This window comes from Moraxella osloensis (assembly GCF_001553955.1).
Taxonomy (GTDB): Bacteria; Pseudomonadota; Gammaproteobacteria; order Pseudomonadales; family Moraxellaceae; genus Faucicola; species Faucicola osloensis.
Genome location: NZ_CP014234.1, coordinates 1,667,015 through 1,688,032 on the forward strand (window position 1 = coordinate 1,667,015; position 21,018 = coordinate 1,688,032).

Sequence of the window (21,018 nt, forward strand, 5' to 3'; positions counted from 1 at the left end):
TCCCCTTGCTAAAGCAAGGGGATTCCTGCTCCCAGACGGCCAAGCCCGACCGCAAGAATGTTCCGACTGGCATTAATATCTCTATCATGCCATGTGCCACACATTGCACAAGTCCATTCTCTTATTCGCAAGCCTGCTCTACCTTTCGGACTATTGCGGTCAATTTGACCGCAACACGAACATCGCTGGGTCGTGTATCTCTCATTCACGATTTCAAAACGGCAACCTGCGTTCTCGCATTTGTAGGTCAGTTGTCGTTTCAGTTCAAACCAGCCTGCATCGTAAACCGATTTGGCGAGTTTGCCTTTTTTACTGTTAAATTGGGTGGTTTTCACATCACCGACCACGATTAGGGCATTGTCTTTGACTAATTGGGTGGTGAATTTATGGATGAGGTCTTGGCGTGTATTTTTGATTTTGGCATGGATCGCTTTGACACGTTGTTTGTTTTTAGCTCGTTGAGCAATGGCTAAATCTTTGGCATATTTGAGCGTTTGCTTGATGGTGAGTTTGTCACCGCTTGAGGTAGTGGCACTGTCTTTAAGCCCTAAGTCAATGCCTACACTGCCTGTACCGCATTGTGTCTTGGGGTAGTCTTTGACGGTGATACAGGCATACCAACGGTTACGGCTGTCTTGGACGACCTCAAGGGTGTTAATTTGATATAGGCTAAGGTTGTAGCTGTCCCATAGGTCAATGACTAGTTTTTGTCCTTTGGCTAGGCTTAGTTGCAAGGTGGATTTTAAGCCCTTTTTGCCTGTTTGGTGCGTGGCAATATGCTTAATGGCAGATTGTTTAAAGGGTAGCCAGCCTAATGATTTACGTTTTGATGTTGGGTTGTTGGTTCGCCATGATAACTTAGCTTTTTTGAATTGTTTTCTAGCTTTGGCATGGGTTTCATTGATGGCTTGAATGGTTTGCGAGTGTAAGCCAAGTAGTTCACCGCTACCTTTGGTGTAGTCGTTTAGGTCGTAAGCACTAAAGAACTTGCCAGTACGCTTAAGATGCTCATAGCTTAACGCATTAACGTAGTTCCATACGAAATTCACCGAACCGCTTAGGCGATTTAGTTGGTCTTTATGTTTATCTCGTATGCGTAGCTTGAGTGTTTTCATGCAAATTATTTTAGCAAAATTTATGCAAGCGTTATAGTGTACAAGTTGCCTTATATCCACCGCCTAAAGGCGGTGGTTTTACGGCAACGGCTGATAAAAAGCTCCGTCATTGTGATGGCGTTTTTTATTGAAGCAATAGCAATCAGTCAGCACAAGCCTGAAAAAATTTAAAGGTGGTGCTAGGCAGCCAATTCAAATTGAGTTTTTTGTTTTGTAATTGCACAAAGCCTACATGTCCACCATGCTGGCTATACAGTAAGCGCACACAAGGTGACACATCGGCTTGGGTGGCAAGAATGCCCAAAAATGGGTCGTCTTTGGCAGTGATAATCAGCGTGGGTTTAGTGATGTTTTTGAGTACAGGTAGGGCCGAGGCTTGAATGTAATAATTCGCCCCTGTGCCAAAACCATGGCGCGGCGCGGTATATAACTCATCAAACTCGTCAATCATCTTGATATTTTTTAATGCGTTGATTAGTGCTGGCTCATCCACCTTTTTGAAGGCTTTTTGCAATAAAGGATTGAGCAAATAAGGCGTATACACGCGTTTGGCGACAAAACGATGCATGGCTTTTGCCGAAGTCGTCAAATCGACGGGCGCAGAAATCACCACCGCTGCTTCACAGGCAGCTGCATCGCCTTGCTCGCCCAGATAACGCGCCAGCATATTGGCGCCGAGCGACACGCCACTGGCTACAATTCGGCTATAACCGTACTGAGTTTTTAGCAGGTTAAACATATGCACCGCTTCGGCAGTATCACCCGCGTTATAGTCCAATTCTGAGGTATTATCCACCCCGCCGCAGCCGCGAAAATGGACGATAACCGCATCATACCCCAATCGGTGCGCTTGGTGGGCAAAGGCAATGGCATAATGGCTGTCGCTACTGCCTTCAAGCCCATGAAACATCACCGCCAATGGCTTATCGAGGTTTGGCTGATTGTCGATATTGGCAAACACAAAGTCATAAGCCACTTGGGTAGTGCCGGTACGGTCAGGGTGAAGGTGTCGCTGATAGTTAGGTTTTGGCAGTTTGATAAACTTGGGTAAAATGGTTTGAACGTGGGGGTTGGCTAAAAAAAACGGGGTGCGAAATGGCGTTAGTGGTAGTTGGTGAATATTCATAATATACCTAGTGATTGTTATGATTTTTGACTATTTTACGGCTTTTTGACAGTTTTTTCATGGCGACTTGTGAGCTAAGTTTGGGGTGTTTTATAGGTTTTTTTGAGGACAATTTGTTTTTTTGAGAAAAATTTTGCTAGGCTATCACTTTCACGCTGCTACTGTGGTTATTGGCTTTTGGTTATTCACTGGCTGTTACATTCCCATAAAAGCCGATTTTTTCGCTGAGTGCTTGAACCGATTTTTGTGCAAGCTCCACTGTCAAAACGACATTTTTACCATAATCAACCTGCAAAATCGTGGCATTAAAGCCGTCTAATGTATGTCTGACAAAGGACTCATTGGCAAAATCGGTTTCAATTATTATCACGCTTAACGGCACAAACGCGTGCAAATTCATGTTATCAACCACGGCTTGCGCGGTGCTACTATAGGCACGTGTCAGCCCGCCTGCACCAAGTTTGATACCGCCAAAGTAACGCACCACAATGACCACGCAGTTACCAATGCCCTTGTGTTGTAACACGTTTAAAATCGGCTTGCCTGCTGTACCACTGGGCTCACCATCATCATCAAAACCTGCCGAGGTGGTGTTGCGCGGGTCGCCAATAATATAGCCATAGCAGACATGGCGTGCATCGGGATACTGGCTGCGTAATTGTTCCACGTGAAACATTAAAAGCTCGCGGCTATCAATGGGATAGCCAAAGCCCAAAAATTGGCTTTTTTTAATCTCAAGTGTGGCAGTACATGGGTCGCTAAGCGTGTAATAGGTCATGGTTAATCTATGTTACAATAAACAAAACAAGCACTAGGATAACAAAAAAATGCGTTTAGACAAATTTTTAAGCAAAGCCACCGAGCTATCGCGTAAAGACTGCAAAAAAATCTTGCACGCAGGCGAAGTCACTGTCAATGGCGAGGTGGTCAAAGATGCAAGCCTACATATCGATGAAGTGGATGACGATATCGAATGGGCGGGTGAGCCGTTATCGGTTGCGATGGGCAATCGCTACTTGCTGCTATATAAGCCAGAAGGCTTTGAGTGCACCCTAAAGCCAAAAGAGTGGCCGATTGTCACAGACTTGATTGATGTACCCCAGCTAGGTAGTTTGCGGATTGCGGGGCGACTCGATGTCGATACCACAGGTGCGCTGCTGCTTAGCGATGATGGTGGCTTTTTGCACCGCGTCACCAGCCCCAAACATCATGTGGCAAAAGTGTATGAGTTGACGCTTGCCGAGCCAATGACTGAAGCACAACAGGCATTTGCTATCCAAGAATTGGCAAAAGGCATCATGCTTAAGGATGAGTACGATAAAACCAAACCCGCTGAGTTAAGTTTTTCTGATGCTACCCATGCCAAGCTGGTACTCACGGAAGGCAAATATCACCAAGTCAAACGCATGATGGGCTACTTTGGCAATAAAGTCATTGAATTACACCGTGCCAGCATCGGTAACATTACCTTAGCAGGATTAGAAAAAGGCGAAAGCCGGTTTTTGACCGCTGAAGAAATTGACCAGTTTTAAGCATTTAGCGGCAGCGTCACACCCACGATTTTCCAATAAATAAGCCCTTGGCGCTGCAAGCGGAGCATTAACGGATAGCCACGCACCTGTCCGGTGACTTCAAAACAGTTAACACCACAATAGTGTGTGGTCGGTTGGGTCTGCGACGTTGCTGTGGTGGCATTGGGATTGGGCGATTGCAGTTGTTGTTTAATTTTTTGATTAAGCTCAGCTGAATTGCGTGCCAAAATCAAGTCTTTGATATCAATCTTATCCATCGCTACTGCCACCAAGCCCCCCAGCAGTTTGACATTTGTTTTGAGCAGCTCGCTGGTCGCTTGTCCTGTCAGCGCATACTGTACGCCCTCTGGCGTAACGGTATTATCGACGGCTTGATTGACCATTTTGTTTACTAGGTCATCAGGATTTAATTCGATATTGAGCATCTGCAAAACAGGGGATTTTGCCACATGATTGGCTTTTTCCACCAATACAGGTCTTAGCTGCGATTTGACACTTTGCTGCAATTGCGTAAATTCAATCGCTGCACTGATGGTGTCTGCTTGTTGTGCATCATAGGCTTTTTTCAGTTGGTACACTGCCCAATAAGGGGAGGCAAATACCCATGCGACGACAATCAGTGCGAGGATGATTAGCAAAGATAATAGTTTTTTCATAAATCACTATCAGGGTTAGAGTTTGCTAATTAGTTTAAAACAACGGGCTAGGCTATTGCGTATTTTTCTTGCAAAAAAAGCAAAATATTTTTGCGCTGATTGCCGATTATTTGCTTGATTATTTAACAAAAATCGCCACTATATTGCATATTTTTAAATTTTAGTCTTTCACAGGTTTGGCAGCTGCTAAACGTTGCTACCGGTCGAACCCACTCTTCCGTACTGTCAAAACTATGCTGCCAAAGGAGTTACTATGTCAAAACGCGATTTTTATGAAGTATTAGGGGTAGATAAAACCGCTAATGAACAAGAAATCAAAATAGCCTACCGCAAACTTGCGATGAAATACCATCCAGACCGTAACCCTGATGACCCTGCCGCCGAAGAAAAATTCAAAGAAGCCTCGATGGCATACGAAGTGCTCAGTGATGACAGCAAACGTTCAGCGTATGACCGTATGGGGCATGCCGCGTTTGAGAATGGCATGGGCGGTGGCGGCTTTGGTGGTGGAAACTTCCAAGACATTTTTGGCGATATTTTTGGCGGCATGGGCGGCGGTCGTGGTGGCAGCGCAGGCGGATTCCAAGACATTTTTGGCGACATCTTTGGGGGTCGCACAGGGGGTGGACGTAGCAGACGCGGCTCAGATTTACGCTATATGCTCGATTTGACGCTTGAAGAAGCGGTGCAAGGGACAAAAAAAGAAATTACCTTTACCGCACCTGCCCCTTGTGAAACTTGTGATGGTAAGGGCGCCAAAGATAGCAGCGATATCGTGACCTGCGCAACTTGTGGTGGTGCGGGTGTGGTACGTATGCAGCAAGGCTTTTTTGCTGTGCAACAGACTTGCCCCAACTGTGGCGGCTCAGGTAAACAAATCAAAAATCCTTGCAATGACTGTCATGGCTCGGGTGTTAAAGAAAAATCACGCACCCTTGAAGTCACCATTCCTGCCGGTATCGACAATGGCGATCGGGTACGTTTAACGGGCGAAGGTGAAGCGATTACAGGCGGTGAAAGCGGCGACTTGTATGTTGAAATCCGTGTGGCACAGCACCCTATTTTTACCCGTGAAGGCGCTGACTTATACATGGATGTGCCAATCAGCTTTGCAGATGCAGCCTTAGGTCGTGAGGTGGAAGTGCCAACGCTTGAAGGACGTATCAATTTACGCATTCCTGAAGGCACCCAAAGCCACAAAGTATTCCGTATCAAAGGCAAAGGCGTTACCCCCGTGCGCACGACGATGAAAGGTGACTTGTTATGCCGTGTGGTGGTGGAGACACCGACCAACCTTAACAACGAACAAAAAGACCTACTTCGTCAGCTACAATCCTCCATGGGTGATCATCAGCAATCACCACAGAAAAAATCTTTCTTTGATAAACTCAAAGAAGATGTCAAAGACTTGTTTGACTAAGTTTTATTGGTTTATAGTGTTTTATAGAAGTTTCACGTGAAACATCGAACCCTTGTAATGATTGCAAGGGTTTTTTTTGGCACAAGCCAGTATTGAGTTACGCTAGGATTCAGCGAGACAAGCTGTTATGATTTGAACTTAGAAATTTATGCAAGAAAATCAGGCTAGAAAATCAAATTAGAAAGTTACACTAGGTAATTGGGCTAGATAAAGGATAAGCAAATGGTAAAAATTGGGGTCATAGGCGCAGGTGGGCGCATGGGACGTATGCTGATTCAAGCGGTGGCACAAAACCCACAAACTACCCTTGCAGGGGCGATAGAGCGTCAAGGCTCAAGCTTGTTGGGCGTGGATGCGGGCGAGCTAGTTAATCTCGACAAAACTAATGTCGCTTTGGTTGATGACTTGGCAGGGGTCATTCATGATATTGATGTGCTCATAGATTTTAGCTTGCCTGAGTCGACTGCCAAAAACTTACAACTTTGTGCTGACAAAGGCGTCAATATGGTCATTGGGACAACAGGCCTAAACGATGAACAAAACGCTATCTTAAAACAGGCAAGTGAAAAAATCGCCATCGTATATGCAGGTAATTATTCAACTGGGGTGAATTTAACCCTTAAACTGCTTGAAATGGCTGCCAAAGCATTTGGTGACAGCGCCGATGTCGAAATCATCGAAGCCCACCATAAACACAAAATTGATGCGCCATCGGGCACTGCTTATATGATGGCTGAAGCAGTTGCCAAAGGACGCGGTCAAAACCTAAAAGACGTGGCAATTTATGGCCGAGAAGGTCAAACTGGGGCACGCAAAGCAGGCGAGATTGGTATCCATGCCATTCGCGGTGGCGAGATTGTCGGCGACCATACAGTGATGTTTATCGCCGATGGCGAGATAGTTGAAATCACCCATAAAGCCCGTGAGCGCATGACCTTTGCCGCAGGGGCGGTGCGTGCTGCGGTGTGGGTCAATGAGCAGCAAACAGGACAGTTTGATATGCAAGATGTGCTTGGACTGAAAGACTAAATTAACGCATATGGGTTCGATGCTTACTAGATAAGGCTAATGTATTGAAGGAAACAATAATGGGCGAAACAGCAAATATCACCAAATTACCCCCATTTGGTGATTTACTAAATTCAGGGATTCAAACGCTAAAGAATCTTAGTGGGCGTAGCAGTATTAGTCAAAACTTATTTTTTCGTGAGTTTGATAAGGTTGCTCAATTAAGTGACGATCAAAAAAGTATTAGCTACTTAAGCCAATTTGACATTCAAAATGAATATGAGGAAGGGACACCTTGTTACGAGCCACTGACTAATTTGATATTAATGTGCTTATCTGCCATGGGTGTTATCAAAGAGAACTGTTTTAGTTTGCAGCCAAATATTGGTAAAGAGTTTGCAAGCTTAATTACCTTTGATGAAAAAGTAACCATAAAAAATCTCGTTAGGATAGATCCACTTGGCAAGATATTTTTTTGGTTAGCCAATGAAAATTTTTCACAATATCTTATGAAAGGTATCCCAAATAATGATTATATCGCAAACTTAAAACGCTTTGATGAAAAGTCTTTTCAAGATCTTAAAAAAGTTAATCAAGTGGCATATGGCAAACGTGGTGACCCATTGATTAACTATTTTATCAATGAGACAACGCGCCGCACGTCATTATTTATGAATAACTATCAAGATGCCATGGTCAGCGATGGCAATGTAAAAGTTACCCCAGATATGATATTGACCCAACTTGATAATTTAACACCATTACAATTTGAATGGTTTTGCGTGAAATTGGTAGAGCGTTCACTAGAGAATGAAAGTCCAGAAAGTAACTTAAGTTCGCACCATACAGGAAAAGCCAATGACGGCGGTATTGACGGTATGATTACTCAAATATTTTCTAATGAAGAACGGCATACGTACTATATTCAAGCAAAACTTTACTCCCAAGGTAATAATATTTCAAATCGCGAATTAAGAAACTTTGTGGGCGGCTATCCACCGCAGAAAGACAGCCATCATGGTATTTTTATTACCACAACTAGCTTTACCAAACCCGCGCTCGATTATTTTGAAAACCTTGAGTCGCATATAGTTAAAACTGTAATATAATAAGCATTTTAAACCAATACCACCATGCCCAAAATATACAACCAAGACTTACGAGACAGAGCCGTCAACCACTGGCAAAAGACAGGCAACAAAAGCAAAACAGCTAGGTTGTTTGAAATCAACCGCAACACCCTTGATGACTGGATAAAGCTCTATCAAGAACAAGGGAATACCAAGCCAAAACCCTTTGCACCTGTTGGCGTAAAACACATTATCACTGACCTAGTCGCCTTTGAGGACTATGTTAAATCACAAGAATTTGACACCGCAAAACAGCTTAGAGAACAATACTTAAAAGACCATCCCGATGTTGGTATTTCCTATAACGCCTTTTTACAAACCTTACGTCGAATCAAATGGAGTTTTAAAAAAAGACCCCGCTGTTTAAGCAAGCCGACCCCATAAAGCAAATTGGGTTTACACTGATGCTAGGTTTACTGCTTTTAACCTTAAGTATCACGGCTGACAACATACTGTTTATGGATGAAACAGGATTTTATCAAAGGCAATATTACACCCGCAGTTGGTCGCCTATTGGCAAGCCTTGTTATGCCAAAATCGATGCCAATAAAGGCAAACGCTTAAACTTAATAGGGGCGATGCGATTAAATGACTTTAAACTCATCGCACCTGTTACCTTTGAAGGTGGTTGTAAACGAGTGACGGTTGAAAATTGGCTACACACGTTGGGGCAATCTTTGCCAAAAGATGATAAGGGAAATTATCCAAAACGTGTATTGGTGTTGGATAATGCCAGATTTCATCATGGTGGCGATTTAAAGCAAATTGCGGAACTTTATAATATTGAACTGACGTACTTACCGCCTTATTCACCTGAACTCAATCCAATTGAGCAGTTGTGGGCAGTCATCAAGCAAAAGGTTCGTTTAACGCTAAGCAAGTTTGATACGCTTAAGGATTGTGTTGAAAGTTGCTTGGTATAATTCGGTTTTAACTATAGTTTAATCTTGATTGACCAAATGGCACTAATTGAGCTGATGATGGAGCATGAAGTGGGGTTAAAGCAAGTAGATTCTAAGCCAAAGCTTGTACTGGACAATGATTTTTTTGAAAAAATTAAGCGGTATTAAAAAAATAAGGTAGATTAACTACCCTATTTTTTACCAAAAAATTTAAACTTCTTTATATAACTGCTTACCTTCTTCAATAAATTTTTGCTTCATCTGCTCCATGCCTAGGCGGACTTCATCGGCAGACGCTTCACCGACTTGCCCGACCAATTCAGTATCCACCTGCTTGATAGCGTGGCTGGCATCCGATAACTCACCTGTATCAGGGGTGATGTCTTGCCCAAGCTGTGGTTTATTAAACTCAAGCCCTGCTGCATAATCCCGCACGTTTTGGGTGATTTTCATCGAGCAGAATTTTGGACCACACATCGAGCAAAAATGCGCTGATTTATGCGCTTCTTTTGGCAAGGTTTCATCATGGAATTCACGAGCCGTGTCCGGGTCTAGGCTGAGATTAAACTGGTCGTCCCAGCGAAACTCAAAACGCGCTTTTGACAAGGCATTATCCCGCGCTTGGGCACCTGGGTGTCCTTTTGCCAAATCCGCTGCATGTGCGGCGATTTTGTAAGTGATGATACCGTCTTTGACATCCTTTTTATTCGGCAGACCTAAATGCTCTTTTGGCGTCACATAACACAGCATGGCAGTGCCGTACCAACCAATCATCGCCGCACCAATGGCGGATGTGATATGGTCGTAGCCTGGCGCGATATCCGTCGTCAAAGGTCCAAGTGTGTAAAAAGGCGCTTCTTTACAGACTTCAAGCTGTAAGTCCATGTTTTCTTTGATACGGTTCATGGCAACATGCCCTGGACCTTCAATCATAACCTGTACGTCATGTTGCCATGCCACTTGGGTCAGCTCGCCCAAGGTTTTGAGCTCACCAAACTGCGCATCATCGTTGGCGTCTTGTAGGCAACCCGGGCGCAAACCGTCACCCAGACTAAACGCCACGTCGTAGGCTTTCATAATCTCGCAAATGTCTTCAAAGTGGGTATAAAGAAAATTCTCTTTATGATGGGCAAGGCACCACTGCGCCATAATCGAGCCGCCGCGTGACACGATACCCGTCAAACGATTGGCGGTCACCGGTACGTAGCGCAGCAGTACACCCGCGTGAATGGTAAAATAATCGACGCCTTGCTCGGCTTGTTCAATCAAGGTGTCTTTAAAGATGTCCCATGTCAAATCTTCGGCAACGCCATCCACTTTTTCTAGGGCTTGATAAATCGGTACGGTACCGATGGGCACGGGGGAGTTACGGATAATCCATTCACGGGTTTCATGGATATGCTTACCGGTTGACAAGTCCATGATGGTGTCCGCGCCCCAACGGGTAGCCCAGGTCATTTTGGCAACTTCTTCATCAATGCTGGAGCCCAGGGCTGAATTACCGATATTGGCATTGATTTTGACCAAAAAATTGCGCCCAATAATCATCGGTTCTGATTCGGGGTGGTTGATGTTATTGGGAATAATCGCCCGTCCTGCGGCGACTTCGGCACGTACAAATTCTGGAGTGATAATTTTGGGGGTATTGGCACCAAAGTTGTTACCAGCGTGCTGGCGCAAATCTGTCAGGTCATGCTGTTTTTGGGTTTCACGGATGGCGATGTATTCCATCTCTGGGGTGATGATGCCTTGTTTGGCGTAGTGCATTTGGGTGACGTTTTTGCCATTGAGCGCTCGTCTTGGCTTGTCGATATGCCCAAAGCGCAGGTTAGCCGTGGCGATGTCATTGGCACGCTCATTGCCGTATTGGCTTGAGAGTTTGGCAAGCTGCTCGGTGTCGCCGCGCGCTTCTATCCAAGCTTGACGCAGTTTTGGTAAGCCTTTAGTCAGGTCAATTTCGACATTGGGGTCGGTATACACCCCTGAGGTGTCATACACATAAAACGGTGGATTTTTTTCGCCTTCTGCCTTGCCAAAACCGCCCACCGGGGTATCGGTCAAGGTGATTTCCCGCATCGGCACTTGGATGTCAGGGCGTGAGCCTTGGATGTAGACTTTGCGAGATGCCGGCAAGGCGCGCGTCAAATCACGCGCTTCTTCTTCAAAGCGGTCGTCGGTAGGGTCACGGTGGGCAGGGGTCTTGTGGGTAACGTTGGTAAGTTGGTTCATAGCGAGTCCATGTTATGTTATGAAGTGATGGTTTGCTGGACTCGGGCGAAGATAGGTGAGTGTGACTGTTTCTAAAAAAACTGATTCTAGAAAAATATTGGTCTAACTAACCTAATAGACGACTTCCCTACAACGGTATTAACCGTGTCAGGTTCGACGGGTATGTCTCAGCCGTTGGTATGTCACCCAACTGCACCCCGAGTCAATACCTCCATATTAACAAAAACTCACAGGTTTACCTAATAGATTTTTAGCCATTTTGTGACGATGATTTACTCAACTAAATTACTGATTTTTTTGACAACTATCGGTATGATAGAGGCTCCTTGGTTGTTGAAAATGTTGTAATTATTGATATGGAATGTATCGGTTTGTGGAATCGTAAAGCGACTGGCGCCCGATGGCGGTTAGGGGCGATGGCAGTGTCATTGATAGGGTCGATGTCCCTCAGTCCAGCCGTGATGGCAAAGGATTTGTGGGAATTGTATAGTGCAGCCCAGCGCACCAACGGCAATTGGGCAGGGCAGCAATATGACTATTTGGCAACGCAAAAAAATGTGCAGCTAGCGTTTGGCGATATGCTGCCGCAAGTGGGACTACAAGGCAGTGTCAAACATAACCAGTTTTATCCCAAAGATGATAACATCCCAGACACGGGCAATAGCGTAAGCCAAATTGGTATCGGACTGCGCCAAGCCTTGTTTCGTGCTGATAAATGGGCAAATTATGAAAAAGCCGTGCTCGCCAGTCAAGCCAATGACATCCAGCTATTACAGCAGCACCAACAACTCATCGAGCAAATCAGCAAAGCCTATCTCAATGTATTGCGCGCCGAAGCGATGACAGATAGCCTTAATGCCGAGTTCACCGCACTCAAAGCACAAAATGACATGATGCAAGCGAGGCTCGCGCAAGGGGTAGCGGCGCGGGTAGATACCGAAGAGAGCCGTGCAAGGCTTGAAAGCGTCAGCGCCTCTATTGCCAATAATGATGTGGCAATCGTAAATGCCAAACAGCAGTTATCACTGCTTACCGGTCAACCAATCAATCAGCTTGACAGTATCAAATTACCGCCTGATTTGAATCTTGTGGCAAGTCAAAGTATCGACAACTGGATGCAGCAGTCACAAAATAATAATCTCGATATTCAGCTAGCACAAACCCAAGTGGCGATTGCTAACAAACAAGTCGATTATCTCAAAGCCAATATCTACCCCCGTGTCGATTTGGTAGGCAATGTGGGTTGGCAAGACTATAGCCATAATAACCAAAGCGCTATTGATGGCACCAATTATAGCTTTGGGGTGGAAGTGGATTTCCCGTTTTATACCGGTGGGCGGACGCGGGCAGGCGTAGAGCAAGGCACTCTTCAAGCGCAAGCGGCAAAAAGTCGCCTCGCCTATGTGTACCAAGCCGCGATGACTCAGACTAGCCAAGCGTATCTAAATTTGGTCGCACAGCGTGCCACAATTAAAGCCCAGCAAACTGCCGTGGAAGCCAATCGCCGCGTCGCCCAAGCGTCAAAAACAGGCTATGACTTGGGGGTGCGCTCGATGGTAGATACACTACTGGCAGAGCGTCAATATCATGTTGCCAAACGCGATTTGATTAATGCGTATTTTGATTATTTAAATGCCTACATTGACCTACAAAAAGCTGCGGGCAATCTGACCGATGACACGGTCAAAGTGCTAGATAATCAGCTGATATAATGCTCTTTTTTGGCAAAATTTTGAGCTGAAAAACCCCACCAATCGGCAGGGTTAATTTGCGTAGTACAGTTAAACAGATGACTATTTGACTTTAGTCCACTCTTTACGAACAGCGGCTTTAGTGGCTGCTGGTAGTGGTACGTAGTCAAGAGAAGTAGCCATTGCGTCACCATTGTTGAATGACCAATCAAAGAATTTTAACACTTCTTTCGCTTTAGCACCGCCAGCACGTGGTACAAGGATGAACGTCGCTGCAGAGATTGGCCATGCGTTGGCTGCTGGCATGTTGGTGATGGTTACTGCAAAACCTGGGTATTTTGCCCAGTCGATGTTTGACGCTGCAGCAAAGGTTGTGTTGTCTGGCATCACAAATTTACCGGCGCGGTTTTGAAGTTGGGTATAAGCTAAACGGTTTTGTTTTGCATAAGCGTACTCAACATAGCCGATTGAGTTGGCAACACGTTGTACATTACTTGATACGCCTTCGTTACCTTTACCACCCACGCTTGCTGCAGCATTGGGCCATTTAACGGTTTTGTCTGCGCCTACTTTTGATTTCCAATCGCTTGATACTTGGCTTAAGTAAGTTGTAAAGACGTGCGTGGTACCTGAACCGTCTGAACGGTTAACCGTGGTGATTTTAGCAGAGGGTAGGGCAACGCCTGGGTTTAATGCTTGGATACGTGCATCGTTCCAAGTAGTGATTTTGCCCATATAGATATCAGCAAGGACTGGACCAGATAGTTTTAATTGACCTGGTTTGACGCCAGCGATGTTAACCACAGGTACAACACCACCAATGACTGTGGGGAATTGGATTAAGCCGCTGGCATTTAGCTCTGCTGGGCTCATTGGCGCATCAGTGGCACCAAAATCAACCGTTTTTGCTTGGATTTGTTTGATACCGCCAGAAGAACCGATACCTTGGTAGTTTACTTGGTTGCCTGTTGCTTTTTGATACGCGCCTGCCCATTTTGAGTAAACAGGTTGTGGGAAGGTTGCACCAGCGCCTGTGATGTTGACAGCATTGGCTTGTACGCCTACAGCAGCGAATGCCACACTGACGATTAAATGTGATAGTTTCATAATGATTCCTTGATGGACAAATGAGATGATTGTCAGGGAAGATGGTAACTTAGCTTGGGAGTCGCCAACCAATATGTCGCGTTTTAAATCACCCAAAGCTGAAAAATTGTTGCCATGTTAATGTAACAAAATGTCAAATCTATTACGGTTATGTTAAAGTTTGATGACATTGAAATGTTTGTTAGGTTTTTTGCTCGGTTTATATGATGCAATATCAGCGAATAGGCGCGCTATTTTTCATCATTTTGTCGCAATTTTTAGTTATAGTAGGTTTTCTTTAACGTCTTTTTTAATCACAATTTTGCACAGTCCATGAGTCACAATCCATGAGTTAGGAAGGGAAATATGAATTTAATTGGTGAGCATTTATCAAAAAGTTATGACCAAGATTTACAAAACTTGGTGAATTTGTTTTTAAAAATGGGTGGCATGGCAGAAGCCAATCTCACCAAAGCAATTGAATCTTTGGTAAAAAGTGATGTGGCGCTTGCCGAAGATGTCATTGATGGTGACAAAGAAATCAACTTTACTGAGCAGCAGCTTGATGATTCGGTGGTCAAAGTATTGGCACGTCGTCAACCTGCTGCTACCGACTTACGCCTAATCATGGCAGTGAGCAAATGCAGTGCTGACATTGAGCGTATTGGTGATGAAGCCAAAAAAATCGCCAAGATGGCGCGCCGTGCCACCCGTGAAGGTCAATCACCGATTGGGTATCATGAAGCGCATCAAATGGGTAATTTTGTGCAGATAATGCTAAAAAATGCGCTAGAAGCTTTTGCCAAGTTTGATGCAACAGGCGCTTACCAAGTGATAGAGCAGGATAGTGAAATTGATGCGATGTACAAATCCGCGTCACGCGCGATGATGACCTACATCATGGAAGATGGTCGCTATGTAGCAAAAGTCATTGATATTTTATGGGTGCTGCGTTCGATAGAGCGTGTTGGTGCGCATGCGCGTAATATCGCTGAGCAATTGATTTTTTGTATTACCGGTGAAGATGTGCGTTATCAAAAACTGGGTGCCAAAAAGGACAGCGCGCTGAATCCCGAAGCTAGCAATGAAATCGCTGATGCCTCACTAGATTATCAACCGAGTAATGGCGAAAACTAACGTTTTTTAGTCAAACCTGCTCTTAGGCGGAATTGGTTGTCAGGGTTAGGTTATTTTAATGGACGGTTGCATGGTATTTTTAAGTGATTCTGCTACACTGTAGCCTATTAATTTTTGGTGAAAAAACGATAGGAAACACCATGTCTAGCGAATCACTTAATAGCCCAATCCCCCCATCCACTGGGGAAAATATCACCCAAAAATCGTTACTTATTTTTGACTTGGACGGTACGTTGATTGATAGCGTGCCAGATTTGGCTGACGCCGTCAATGCGATGTTAACCGCGCTTGGCAAAGCCAACTTTAGCGAAGATGTCATCCGCAACTGGGTGGGCAATGGCGGCAAAGTATTGGTGCAACGTGCCTTATCAGGCTCACAAACCATTGACCCCAATCTCACGGAAGATGATACCAATCAGGCGCTTGCTCTATTCTTTGACTACTACCATCAAAACACCTGTGTCAGAACCCAGCCCTATGCAGGGGTGGGCGAAGGGTTGCGTCAGCTTAAAGAGCAAGGCTATACCCTCGCTATTGCCACCAATAAACCCATTGATTTTGTTCCTGCGATTGTCGAAAAATTGGGTTGGCAAGCCCTTTTTGCCTATATTTTGGGTGGCGATAGTTTGCCTGCCAAAAAACCTGACCCGATGCCGCTACTGCACGTCTGTGACAAACTGGGCTTTAGCATCGCTCAAAGCTATATGATTGGTGATTCCAAAAACGATATTTTGGCAGGGCAAAACGCGGGCATGGATACGCTTGGGTTGTCGTATGGCTATAATTATGGGCAGGATATTCGCGATTATCATCCGACCCAAACCTTTGATGACTTTGCCACGCTGACCGAGTTTTTGAGTCATGCACGAGTTTAACTATCATCTCAACTTTGACACGCTGAATTTTCGCGAGCATCCAGCGTTGTATCGGGTGGGGCGCGGTGAGCAAGGGGTGTTATTGGTAGAGCCATATAAATCCGAGATTTTGCCGCATTGGCGATTTGCTACGCCAGAACTTGCGCGTGAGAGCGGCGATACCATCTATGCGATGTTTTTGGACTACCTTGCTCAAGGGGATTTTGTCGGTGCTGATATGGCGCGTAAATTTATCCAAATGGGTTATACGCGCTCGCGTCGTTATGCCAATCACAAAGGGGGTAAAAAATATGACGGCGCTGTCCCTGACGCTAAAAAAGGACAAAGTGGCGCGCATGGGCGTGAGCAATTGCCGCAGCAATCACAACAGCTTGAATCCGCGCAAATCAAAGCCCAATCCGCGCAAATTTTTAAGCAAAAATGGGATGAATGCCGCGCCAATGCGGATTATAAAGCGCTAAAAAAACAGTTTGAAGCCAAATACGTCAACGACACCCAATACGATAACCTGCCGCCCACATTTTTTCGCGAGCATCCGTTTTTATAGGTTGGCTGTATCTTGCTGTATGGTGAGTTAGCACGAAAATTAGGCATTCGTTAATTGACTACGATAACTGAGTGCCTCTGTCAGATGCGCGGTTTGGATAGCTTCACTGCCTGCCAAGTCTGCAATCGTGCGGGCGACGCGAAGGACGCGATGATAGCCGCGAGCGGACAGATTCAGCCGACTTTGTGCCATTGCCAAAATACGACTTTCTGCATCGCCAAGCAGCGCAAATTGGTCAAGTTCACTGGGGGAGAGTTCATTATTGGCTTTGCCCTGTCTGGCTTGCTGACGCTGATAGGCTTGTATCACCCGCTCACGCACTGCCGCAGAAGACTCACCCTTCTGTGCTGACTGCAAATCACTGGCAGGCAGGGCAGGCACGGTAATATGCAAATCAATACGGTCCAGCAAAGGTCCTGATAGCTTTTCTTGATAGCGTTTGATTTGCTCAGGTCGACACTGGCAGCGACCTGATTTATCCCCATAGTAGCCACAGGGGCAGGGATTCATCGCTGCTACTAGCTGAAAATTGGCGGGAAATCGCACTTGAGAGTTGGCACGGCTGATGACAATTTCTTTGTTCTCGATGGGCTGTCTGAGTACCTCAAGTACCTTGCGATCAAACTCTGGAATCTCATCCAAAAATAACACCCCCCGATTGGCGAGCGTGATTTCACCAGGTTTGGGGGATGAGCCGCCGCCCACGAGCGCCACTGCTGAGGTGGTATGATGGACTTGGCGAAAAGGGCGTGTGCCGTAGTCATAATCACTGTTGGCAATCGAGTAAATACTGGCAACTTCGAGCGCTTCATGGTCATTAAGCGGTGGCAAAATGGTGGGTAGGCGAGATGCCATCAAGGTTTTGCCTGTCCCCGGTGAACCACAAAACAATAGTGAATGACCACCGGCGGCGGCAATTTCGAGCGCACGACGTGCTTGGTGTTGTCCTTTGACATCGGCTAAATCAAGCATGTAATTGGCTGATTGGTAAGATGTCTTATGCTCGGCTTCGCTGAGTGGTTGCTCATTCATCAAGTGTTGGCACACGGCTTTGAGGGTATCGGCTTGCAACACCTTCACGCCATCGACTTTGACCGCTTCATCGGCATTGTCTTTGGGAACAATCAAGATGCGCCGGTCTACCTTGAGTGCCCGTGATACTGCCAACGCCCCAGCAATGCCTCGTAAATCGCCATTGAGCGCCAATTCGCCAATAAATTCGTACTGCGCAAGCACGGTTTCATCAATTTGCCCGCTGGCTGCCAAGATGCCTATGGCAATCGGCAAATCAAGCCGTGCGCCATCTTTGGGTAAATCCGCGGGCGCAAGGTTGATGGTCAAACGACGATTGGGAAATTGAAAACCCGAGTTGATAATGGCAGAGCGCACCCTATCTTTACTCTCGCGTACCGCGGCTTCAGGTAAGCCGACCATGGTGACTGCGGGCAATCCTTGCGATAAATGTACTTCAACCATCACGCTTGGCGCATTTAAACCTACCACCGAGCGCGTATAGACTTGAGCAAACGACATTTTTAAAATCCTTTTTCAACCACTTGGCGGCTACCTTGACACAAGACAGGCAGTTTTTTATGGCAGCAATTAGACAATTTTTGATAAAAAACGGCTAAATCATAGCATAATTCATCTATTTTCTCATCATCGGCTATCTTTGATGACTATGGTATAATCACAACCAATATTCCGAGAATTTTACGCTACACGCTATACGAGACTATTATGACAGACCAAACTCGCCCTTTATCTGACAGCGAACTGCCCACTTTTGACCGCCCTGTCGAAATCATCGAAAATCCGTATGCCAATGCCAATCGTAACTACACCACCCAAACCCATTTGTTTAATGAAGCTATCATCAATAAATACAACCGCTCAGGTCCCCGTTATACCTCGTACCCAACCGCGCTAGAATTTGTCCCGATTGCTGACGGTATGGAAGCCCGCGTTTTGGCAGAAAAAGACCCACGGGTGCCAGTGTCCTTGTATTTTCACATTCCGTTTTGTCGCCACCTGTGCTATTACTGCGGCTGCAATAAAATCATCACCAAGAAAAACAGTGATTCAGGCGATTATCTTGAGTACTTATTTTCAGAAATTCGGCATAAACGCAGCTTGATGCAAGGCGACCCTATCGTCGAACAAGTGCATTTTGGCGGCGGCACACCCACCTTTTTGACCGATGATGAACTGGTCAAATTGTGGAACTTTTTGCAAACCCAATTTACTTTTAGCGATAAACCTACCGCTGATTATTCGATTGAAATTGACCCACGAGAATTGCGCCCGACCACGCTTGAGATATTGCGTGGACTTGGGTTTAATCGGGTGAGTTTTGGTGTGCAGGATTTGCAAGAAAAAGTACAAATTGCCGTCAATCGCGTGCAGTCAGAAGAAATGATTCAAGGGGTGATGACGGAAGCTCGCCGCCTTGGGTTTCATTCTATCAATATTGACTTGATTTACGGGTTGCCGCACCAAACGGTGGATAGCATGCGCAATACGGTTGAGCGCATCATCGATATATCGCCAGACCGTCTATCTGTTTTTAACTATGCCCATTTGCCCGAGCGATTTAAAGGTCAGCGTCAGATTAATGAAGCGGATTTGCCAAGCCCTGCCGACAAATTGACCATGCTCGGTAATACCATCCATGCGCTGACTGACGCAGGCTATCAATATATCGGCATTGACCACTTTGCCAAGCCTGATGATGAGCTGGCGATTGCCCAACGTGAGGGCAAATTGCACCGCAATTTTCAAGGCTATACCACACATGGCAATTGTGATTTACTGGGATTTGGGGTGTCGTCAATTAGCCAGATTGGTCTTCATATTTTGCAAAATCCAACGGATTTGAATGATTACCAAAATCTCATCAATGCGGGAAAATTGCCTGCAGTGAAGGTGATTTCTGCGCGCTTACCTGACTTGCTGCGCCGTTATGTGATTATGAATCTGCTATGCCATGATTATATTGATTTTAAGGATGTGAATGCGCGCTTTAGTATTGACCCGATGACCTATTTTATTGATGAAATCCGCCAACTGGGCGAGATGCAAGCGGATAAACTCGTTGATATGGATGCCAAAGGCATTCGGGTGCTACCAAAAGGGCGACTTTTGGGACGCAATGTAGCGATGGTGTTTGATACTTATTTGGCGAGTAAAGAAGGCAATCGTTTTAGTAAGGTGATTTAAAAGGATTTTAAAATGTTTTCAAAGTTAAAAATGGTTGGTTTAACGATGGTTTTTGGCTTGTTTGGTTGTCAGCAAAATACGCCTATAGAAAAAGCTGAAATGCCGCCAGCTTCCACACCAAAACCTGTTGAAATAGGTAAAGAAATTCCCGCTTCAAGAGTAGCGACTTTTGTACGCCCCAAACCAAAACCCAATGAAATTCCTACTTGTATGACAGCCGCATTAAGTGGTCGTTTAAAAGTACAAGGTAGTTGTTTGGTAATAGCGAACGGAAACGATTATACCCAACCTATTTTTGAAAAGAGTTCCATAAATTGGGATGAAGCCAGTAAAACACTTACTTTTGAAGGTAAAAAGTATAAGGAAGGCGATGAAATTCGTCTTGGAGGCGGTGGTTTACCGACTGATGAAACTTATCCAAAAAAAATGAGTATGGGTATACCTGACTGCCCAAACTCTCATTTATTTCTTGTTTGTTGATAACAGATTTAAGGAATAAAATTGCAAATCACTAATCCAAGCCCAACGATTGCCCAAGCCGTTCACCATCAAAGATGATTTTGAGATGACCGAAGAAGAATTTATCAATCTATGAAAAAGCCGTCAAAAAAACTAAAGCCCATTTTCATCGTTGATACGCATATTTTACTATGGCTTGTTTTTAGTCCGCCGCCAAATTCAGCACGTATCAGCCATTTGGCTTAACCCTTCTTTAATTTTTGGAATAAACATGCACCAAATCCCCACCGACTTACTCAAAAAATCTGCCTACTGGCGCGAAGACATTCAGTTCAGCCAAGATGTGCTTGGCAAGCCGTTTCACTTTACCAGCACTTGGGGAATTTTCTCGCCTGAAAAACTTGACGAGGGTAGCCTTATGCTGCTTGACTATATCGAGTTCAAAGACGATGACCACTCAATCGACCTAGGCTGTGGCTATGGCGTACTGGGTATGACTGCCGCCCGTGAATGCCCGAACGGACAGCATTTGCTCATCGACAAAGACTTTGTGGCGGTGGAATATGCCAAACTTAACTGCCAAAAAAATCATTTAGATAACGCCCAAGTTCAGCTATCCAATGGCTTTCGTGATGTTGAAAAAGATAAAAAATTTAGCCTAGTGATGAGTAACTTACCTGCCAAAGCCAGTAAAGAACAGCATTATCTGTATTTGCTCGATGCCTACAATGCGATGGAAAGTGGCGCACGGTTCTATGTGGTGACTATCAACGGCTTGCGAGACTTTATGAAACGCTCATTTACCGAAGTGTTTGGTAATTCGGATAAAATCAAACAAGGCAAAACCTATACCATCACCATGGCGGTCAAAGACTAACGCCCTTTG

At 45.2% G+C, this 21,018-nt stretch carries 20 protein-coding genes and 1 riboswitch; of the genes, 13 read left to right on the plus strand and 7 right to left on the minus strand.

Translation table 11 applies throughout. The features are described 5' to 3' along the window. Positions 1–8 precede the first annotated feature (8 nt). From AXE82_RS07325 to AXE82_RS07335, 3 genes are all read right to left on the minus strand, one after another. Positions 9–1,115, minus strand: a complete 1,107-nt coding sequence (locus AXE82_RS07325) for an RNA-guided endonuclease InsQ/TnpB family protein (RefSeq protein WP_062333106.1) — start codon at positions 1,113–1,115, stop codon at positions 9–11. A 142-nt stretch (positions 1,116–1,257) separates the two neighbouring features. Next, the gene (locus AXE82_RS07330) at positions 1,258–2,241 is read right to left on the minus strand and encodes a YheT family hydrolase (RefSeq protein WP_062333108.1); all 984 of its coding nucleotides are present in this window, start codon (positions 2,239–2,241) and stop codon (positions 1,258–1,260) included. 181 nt (positions 2,242–2,422) lie between these two features. Further along, positions 2,423–3,019 carry an IMPACT family protein gene (locus AXE82_RS07335; protein WP_062333110.1) on the minus strand — a complete coding sequence of 199 codons (597 nt, stop codon included), beginning with the start codon at positions 3,017–3,019 and terminating at the stop codon, positions 2,423–2,425. 49 nt (positions 3,020–3,068) lie between these two features. Between AXE82_RS07335 and AXE82_RS07340 the strand changes: the two genes are divergently transcribed. After that, positions 3,069–3,773 (plus strand): pseudouridine synthase, encoded by a 705-nt coding sequence (locus tag AXE82_RS07340; RefSeq protein WP_062333113.1) that lies wholly within the window; start codon positions 3,069–3,071, stop codon positions 3,771–3,773. On the opposite strand, the gene AXE82_RS07345 is transcribed toward AXE82_RS07340, so the two are convergent. Continuing rightward, a complete protein-coding gene (locus AXE82_RS07345) occupies positions 3,770–4,429 on the minus strand; it encodes a DUF2939 domain-containing protein (RefSeq protein ID WP_062333115.1) in 660 nt (219 codons plus the stop codon). The two genes, AXE82_RS07340 and AXE82_RS07345, sit on opposite strands and share 4 nt — an antisense overlap. A gap of 253 nt (positions 4,430–4,682) precedes the next feature. Between AXE82_RS07345 and dnaJ the strand changes: the two genes are divergently transcribed. From dnaJ to AXE82_RS07370, 5 genes are all read left to right on the plus strand, one after another. Beyond that, a complete protein-coding gene (gene dnaJ / locus AXE82_RS07350) occupies positions 4,683–5,849 on the plus strand; it encodes a molecular chaperone DnaJ (protein ID WP_062333117.1) in 1,167 nt (388 codons plus the stop codon). Positions 5,850–6,071: 222 nt separating this feature from the next. After that, positions 6,072–6,878 (plus strand): 4-hydroxy-tetrahydrodipicolinate reductase, encoded by an 807-nt coding sequence (gene dapB / locus AXE82_RS07355; RefSeq protein WP_007116601.1) that lies wholly within the window; start codon positions 6,072–6,074, stop codon positions 6,876–6,878. Positions 6,879–6,937: 59 nt separating this feature from the next. Continuing rightward, positions 6,938–7,966: a restriction endonuclease gene (locus AXE82_RS07360; protein ID WP_065252195.1), complete on the plus strand. Its 1,029-nt coding sequence runs from the start codon at positions 6,938–6,940 to the stop codon at positions 7,964–7,966. Positions 7,967–7,990: 24 nt separating this feature from the next. Beyond that, positions 7,991–8,371 (plus strand): helix-turn-helix domain-containing protein, encoded by a 381-nt coding sequence (locus AXE82_RS07365; protein ID WP_062331885.1) that lies wholly within the window; start codon positions 7,991–7,993, stop codon positions 8,369–8,371. A gap of 20 nt (positions 8,372–8,391) precedes the next feature. After that, positions 8,392–8,910, plus strand: a complete 519-nt coding sequence (locus AXE82_RS07370) for an IS630 family transposase (protein ID WP_062331883.1) — start codon at positions 8,392–8,394, stop codon at positions 8,908–8,910. 189 nt (positions 8,911–9,099) lie between these two features. Here the strand turns inward: AXE82_RS07370 and thiC are convergent, their stop codons facing one another. Next, a complete protein-coding gene (thiC, locus tag AXE82_RS07375) occupies positions 9,100–11,118 on the minus strand; it encodes a phosphomethylpyrimidine synthase ThiC (RefSeq protein WP_062333119.1) in 2,019 nt (672 codons plus the stop codon). A 107-nt stretch (positions 11,119–11,225) separates the two neighbouring features. Further along, positions 11,226–11,328, minus strand: a riboswitch (TPP riboswitch). Positions 11,329–11,444: 116 nt separating this feature from the next. On the opposite strand from thiC, the gene AXE82_RS07380 reads away from it, so the two are divergent. Then, complete coding sequence (locus tag AXE82_RS07380; RefSeq protein WP_227713369.1) at positions 11,445–12,830, plus strand: TolC family protein; 1,386 nt, start codon at positions 11,445–11,447, stop codon at positions 12,828–12,830. Positions 12,831–12,911: 81 nt separating this feature from the next. Here AXE82_RS07380 and pstS read toward each other — a convergent pair whose 3' ends face one another. Then, entirely contained in the window at positions 12,912–13,916 is a 1,005-nt protein-coding gene (gene pstS / locus AXE82_RS07385) for a phosphate ABC transporter substrate-binding protein PstS (RefSeq protein WP_062333122.1), read from the minus strand. 345 nt (positions 13,917–14,261) lie between these two features. On the opposite strand from pstS, the gene phoU reads away from it, so the two are divergent. From phoU to AXE82_RS07400, 3 genes are all read left to right on the plus strand, one after another. Continuing rightward, positions 14,262–15,032: a phosphate signaling complex protein PhoU gene (gene phoU, locus AXE82_RS07390; RefSeq protein WP_062333125.1), complete on the plus strand. Its 771-nt coding sequence runs from the start codon at positions 14,262–14,264 to the stop codon at positions 15,030–15,032. A gap of 140 nt (positions 15,033–15,172) precedes the next feature. Next, positions 15,173–15,907: a phosphoglycolate phosphatase gene (locus AXE82_RS07395; protein ID WP_062333128.1), complete on the plus strand. Its 735-nt coding sequence runs from the start codon at positions 15,173–15,175 to the stop codon at positions 15,905–15,907. Continuing rightward, a complete protein-coding gene (locus AXE82_RS07400) occupies positions 15,894–16,454 on the plus strand; it encodes a DUF4385 domain-containing protein (RefSeq protein WP_062333131.1) in 561 nt (186 codons plus the stop codon). Before AXE82_RS07395 ends, AXE82_RS07400 begins: the two co-directional genes overlap by 14 nt. Positions 16,455–16,493: 39 nt before the next feature. On the opposite strand, the gene AXE82_RS07405 is transcribed toward AXE82_RS07400, so the two are convergent. Beyond that, a complete protein-coding gene (locus AXE82_RS07405) occupies positions 16,494–17,987 on the minus strand; it encodes a YifB family Mg chelatase-like AAA ATPase (protein ID WP_062333134.1) in 1,494 nt (497 codons plus the stop codon). A gap of 207 nt (positions 17,988–18,194) precedes the next feature. Here AXE82_RS07405 and hemN point away from each other — a divergent pair, with 207 nt between their 5' ends. The 3 genes from hemN (at position 18,195) to AXE82_RS07420 (ending at position 21,009) form a co-directional block, all read left to right on the plus strand. Further along, positions 18,195–19,673 (plus strand): oxygen-independent coproporphyrinogen III oxidase, encoded by a 1,479-nt coding sequence (gene hemN, locus AXE82_RS07410; RefSeq protein ID WP_062333137.1) that lies wholly within the window; start codon positions 18,195–18,197, stop codon positions 19,671–19,673. Between the two features lie 12 nt (positions 19,674–19,685). Next, entirely contained in the window at positions 19,686–20,153 is a 468-nt protein-coding gene (locus tag AXE82_RS07415; RefSeq protein WP_062333140.1) for a hypothetical protein, read from the plus strand. A 250-nt stretch (positions 20,154–20,403) separates the two neighbouring features. Then, positions 20,404–21,009, plus strand: coding sequence for a class I SAM-dependent methyltransferase (locus tag AXE82_RS07420; protein ID WP_062333143.1), 606 nt, complete (start codon positions 20,404–20,406; stop codon positions 21,007–21,009). Positions 21,010–21,018: the final 9 nt, after the last annotated feature.

What these genes read in the sequence shown, in the direction of transcription:
- dapB (WP_007116601.1), top strand. Translation starts at nt 6,072, where the DNA reads ATGGTAAAAATTGGGGTCATAGGCGCAGGTGGGCGCATGGGACGTATG.
- AXE82_RS07330 (WP_062333108.1), bottom strand. Translation starts at nt 2,241, where the DNA reads ATGAATATTCACCAACTACCACTAACGCCATTTCGCACCCCGTTTTTT.
- AXE82_RS07420 (WP_062333143.1), top strand. Translation starts at nt 20,404, where the DNA reads ATGCACCAAATCCCCACCGACTTACTCAAAAAATCTGCCTACTGGCGC.
- AXE82_RS07370 (WP_062331883.1), top strand. Translation starts at nt 8,392, where the DNA reads ATGCTAGGTTTACTGCTTTTAACCTTAAGTATCACGGCTGACAACATA.
- pstS (WP_062333122.1), bottom strand. Translation starts at nt 13,916, where the DNA reads ATGAAACTATCACATTTAATCGTCAGTGTGGCATTCGCTGCTGTAGGC.
- dnaJ (WP_062333117.1), top strand. Translation starts at nt 4,683, where the DNA reads ATGTCAAAACGCGATTTTTATGAAGTATTAGGGGTAGATAAAACCGCT.
- AXE82_RS07415 (WP_062333140.1), top strand. Translation starts at nt 19,686, where the DNA reads ATGTTTTCAAAGTTAAAAATGGTTGGTTTAACGATGGTTTTTGGCTTG.
- AXE82_RS07340 (WP_062333113.1), top strand. Translation starts at nt 3,069, where the DNA reads ATGCGTTTAGACAAATTTTTAAGCAAAGCCACCGAGCTATCGCGTAAA.
- thiC (WP_062333119.1), bottom strand. Translation starts at nt 11,118, where the DNA reads ATGAACCAACTTACCAACGTTACCCACAAGACCCCTGCCCACCGTGAC.
- AXE82_RS07335 (WP_062333110.1), bottom strand. Translation starts at nt 3,019, where the DNA reads ATGACCTATTACACGCTTAGCGACCCATGTACTGCCACACTTGAGATT.
- AXE82_RS07400 (WP_062333131.1), top strand. Translation starts at nt 15,894, where the DNA reads ATGCACGAGTTTAACTATCATCTCAACTTTGACACGCTGAATTTTCGC.
- AXE82_RS07395 (WP_062333128.1), top strand. Translation starts at nt 15,173, where the DNA reads ATGTCTAGCGAATCACTTAATAGCCCAATCCCCCCATCCACTGGGGAA.
- hemN (WP_062333137.1), top strand. Translation starts at nt 18,195, where the DNA reads ATGACAGACCAAACTCGCCCTTTATCTGACAGCGAACTGCCCACTTTT.
- AXE82_RS07365 (WP_062331885.1), top strand. Translation starts at nt 7,991, where the DNA reads ATGCCCAAAATATACAACCAAGACTTACGAGACAGAGCCGTCAACCAC.
- AXE82_RS07360 (WP_065252195.1), top strand. Translation starts at nt 6,938, where the DNA reads ATGGGCGAAACAGCAAATATCACCAAATTACCCCCATTTGGTGATTTA.
- phoU (WP_062333125.1), top strand. Translation starts at nt 14,262, where the DNA reads ATGAATTTAATTGGTGAGCATTTATCAAAAAGTTATGACCAAGATTTA.
- AXE82_RS07405 (WP_062333134.1), bottom strand. Translation starts at nt 17,987, where the DNA reads ATGTCGTTTGCTCAAGTCTATACGCGCTCGGTGGTAGGTTTAAATGCG.
- AXE82_RS07325 (WP_062333106.1), bottom strand. Translation starts at nt 1,115, where the DNA reads ATGAAAACACTCAAGCTACGCATACGAGATAAACATAAAGACCAACTA.
- AXE82_RS07345 (WP_062333115.1), bottom strand. Translation starts at nt 4,429, where the DNA reads ATGAAAAAACTATTATCTTTGCTAATCATCCTCGCACTGATTGTCGTC.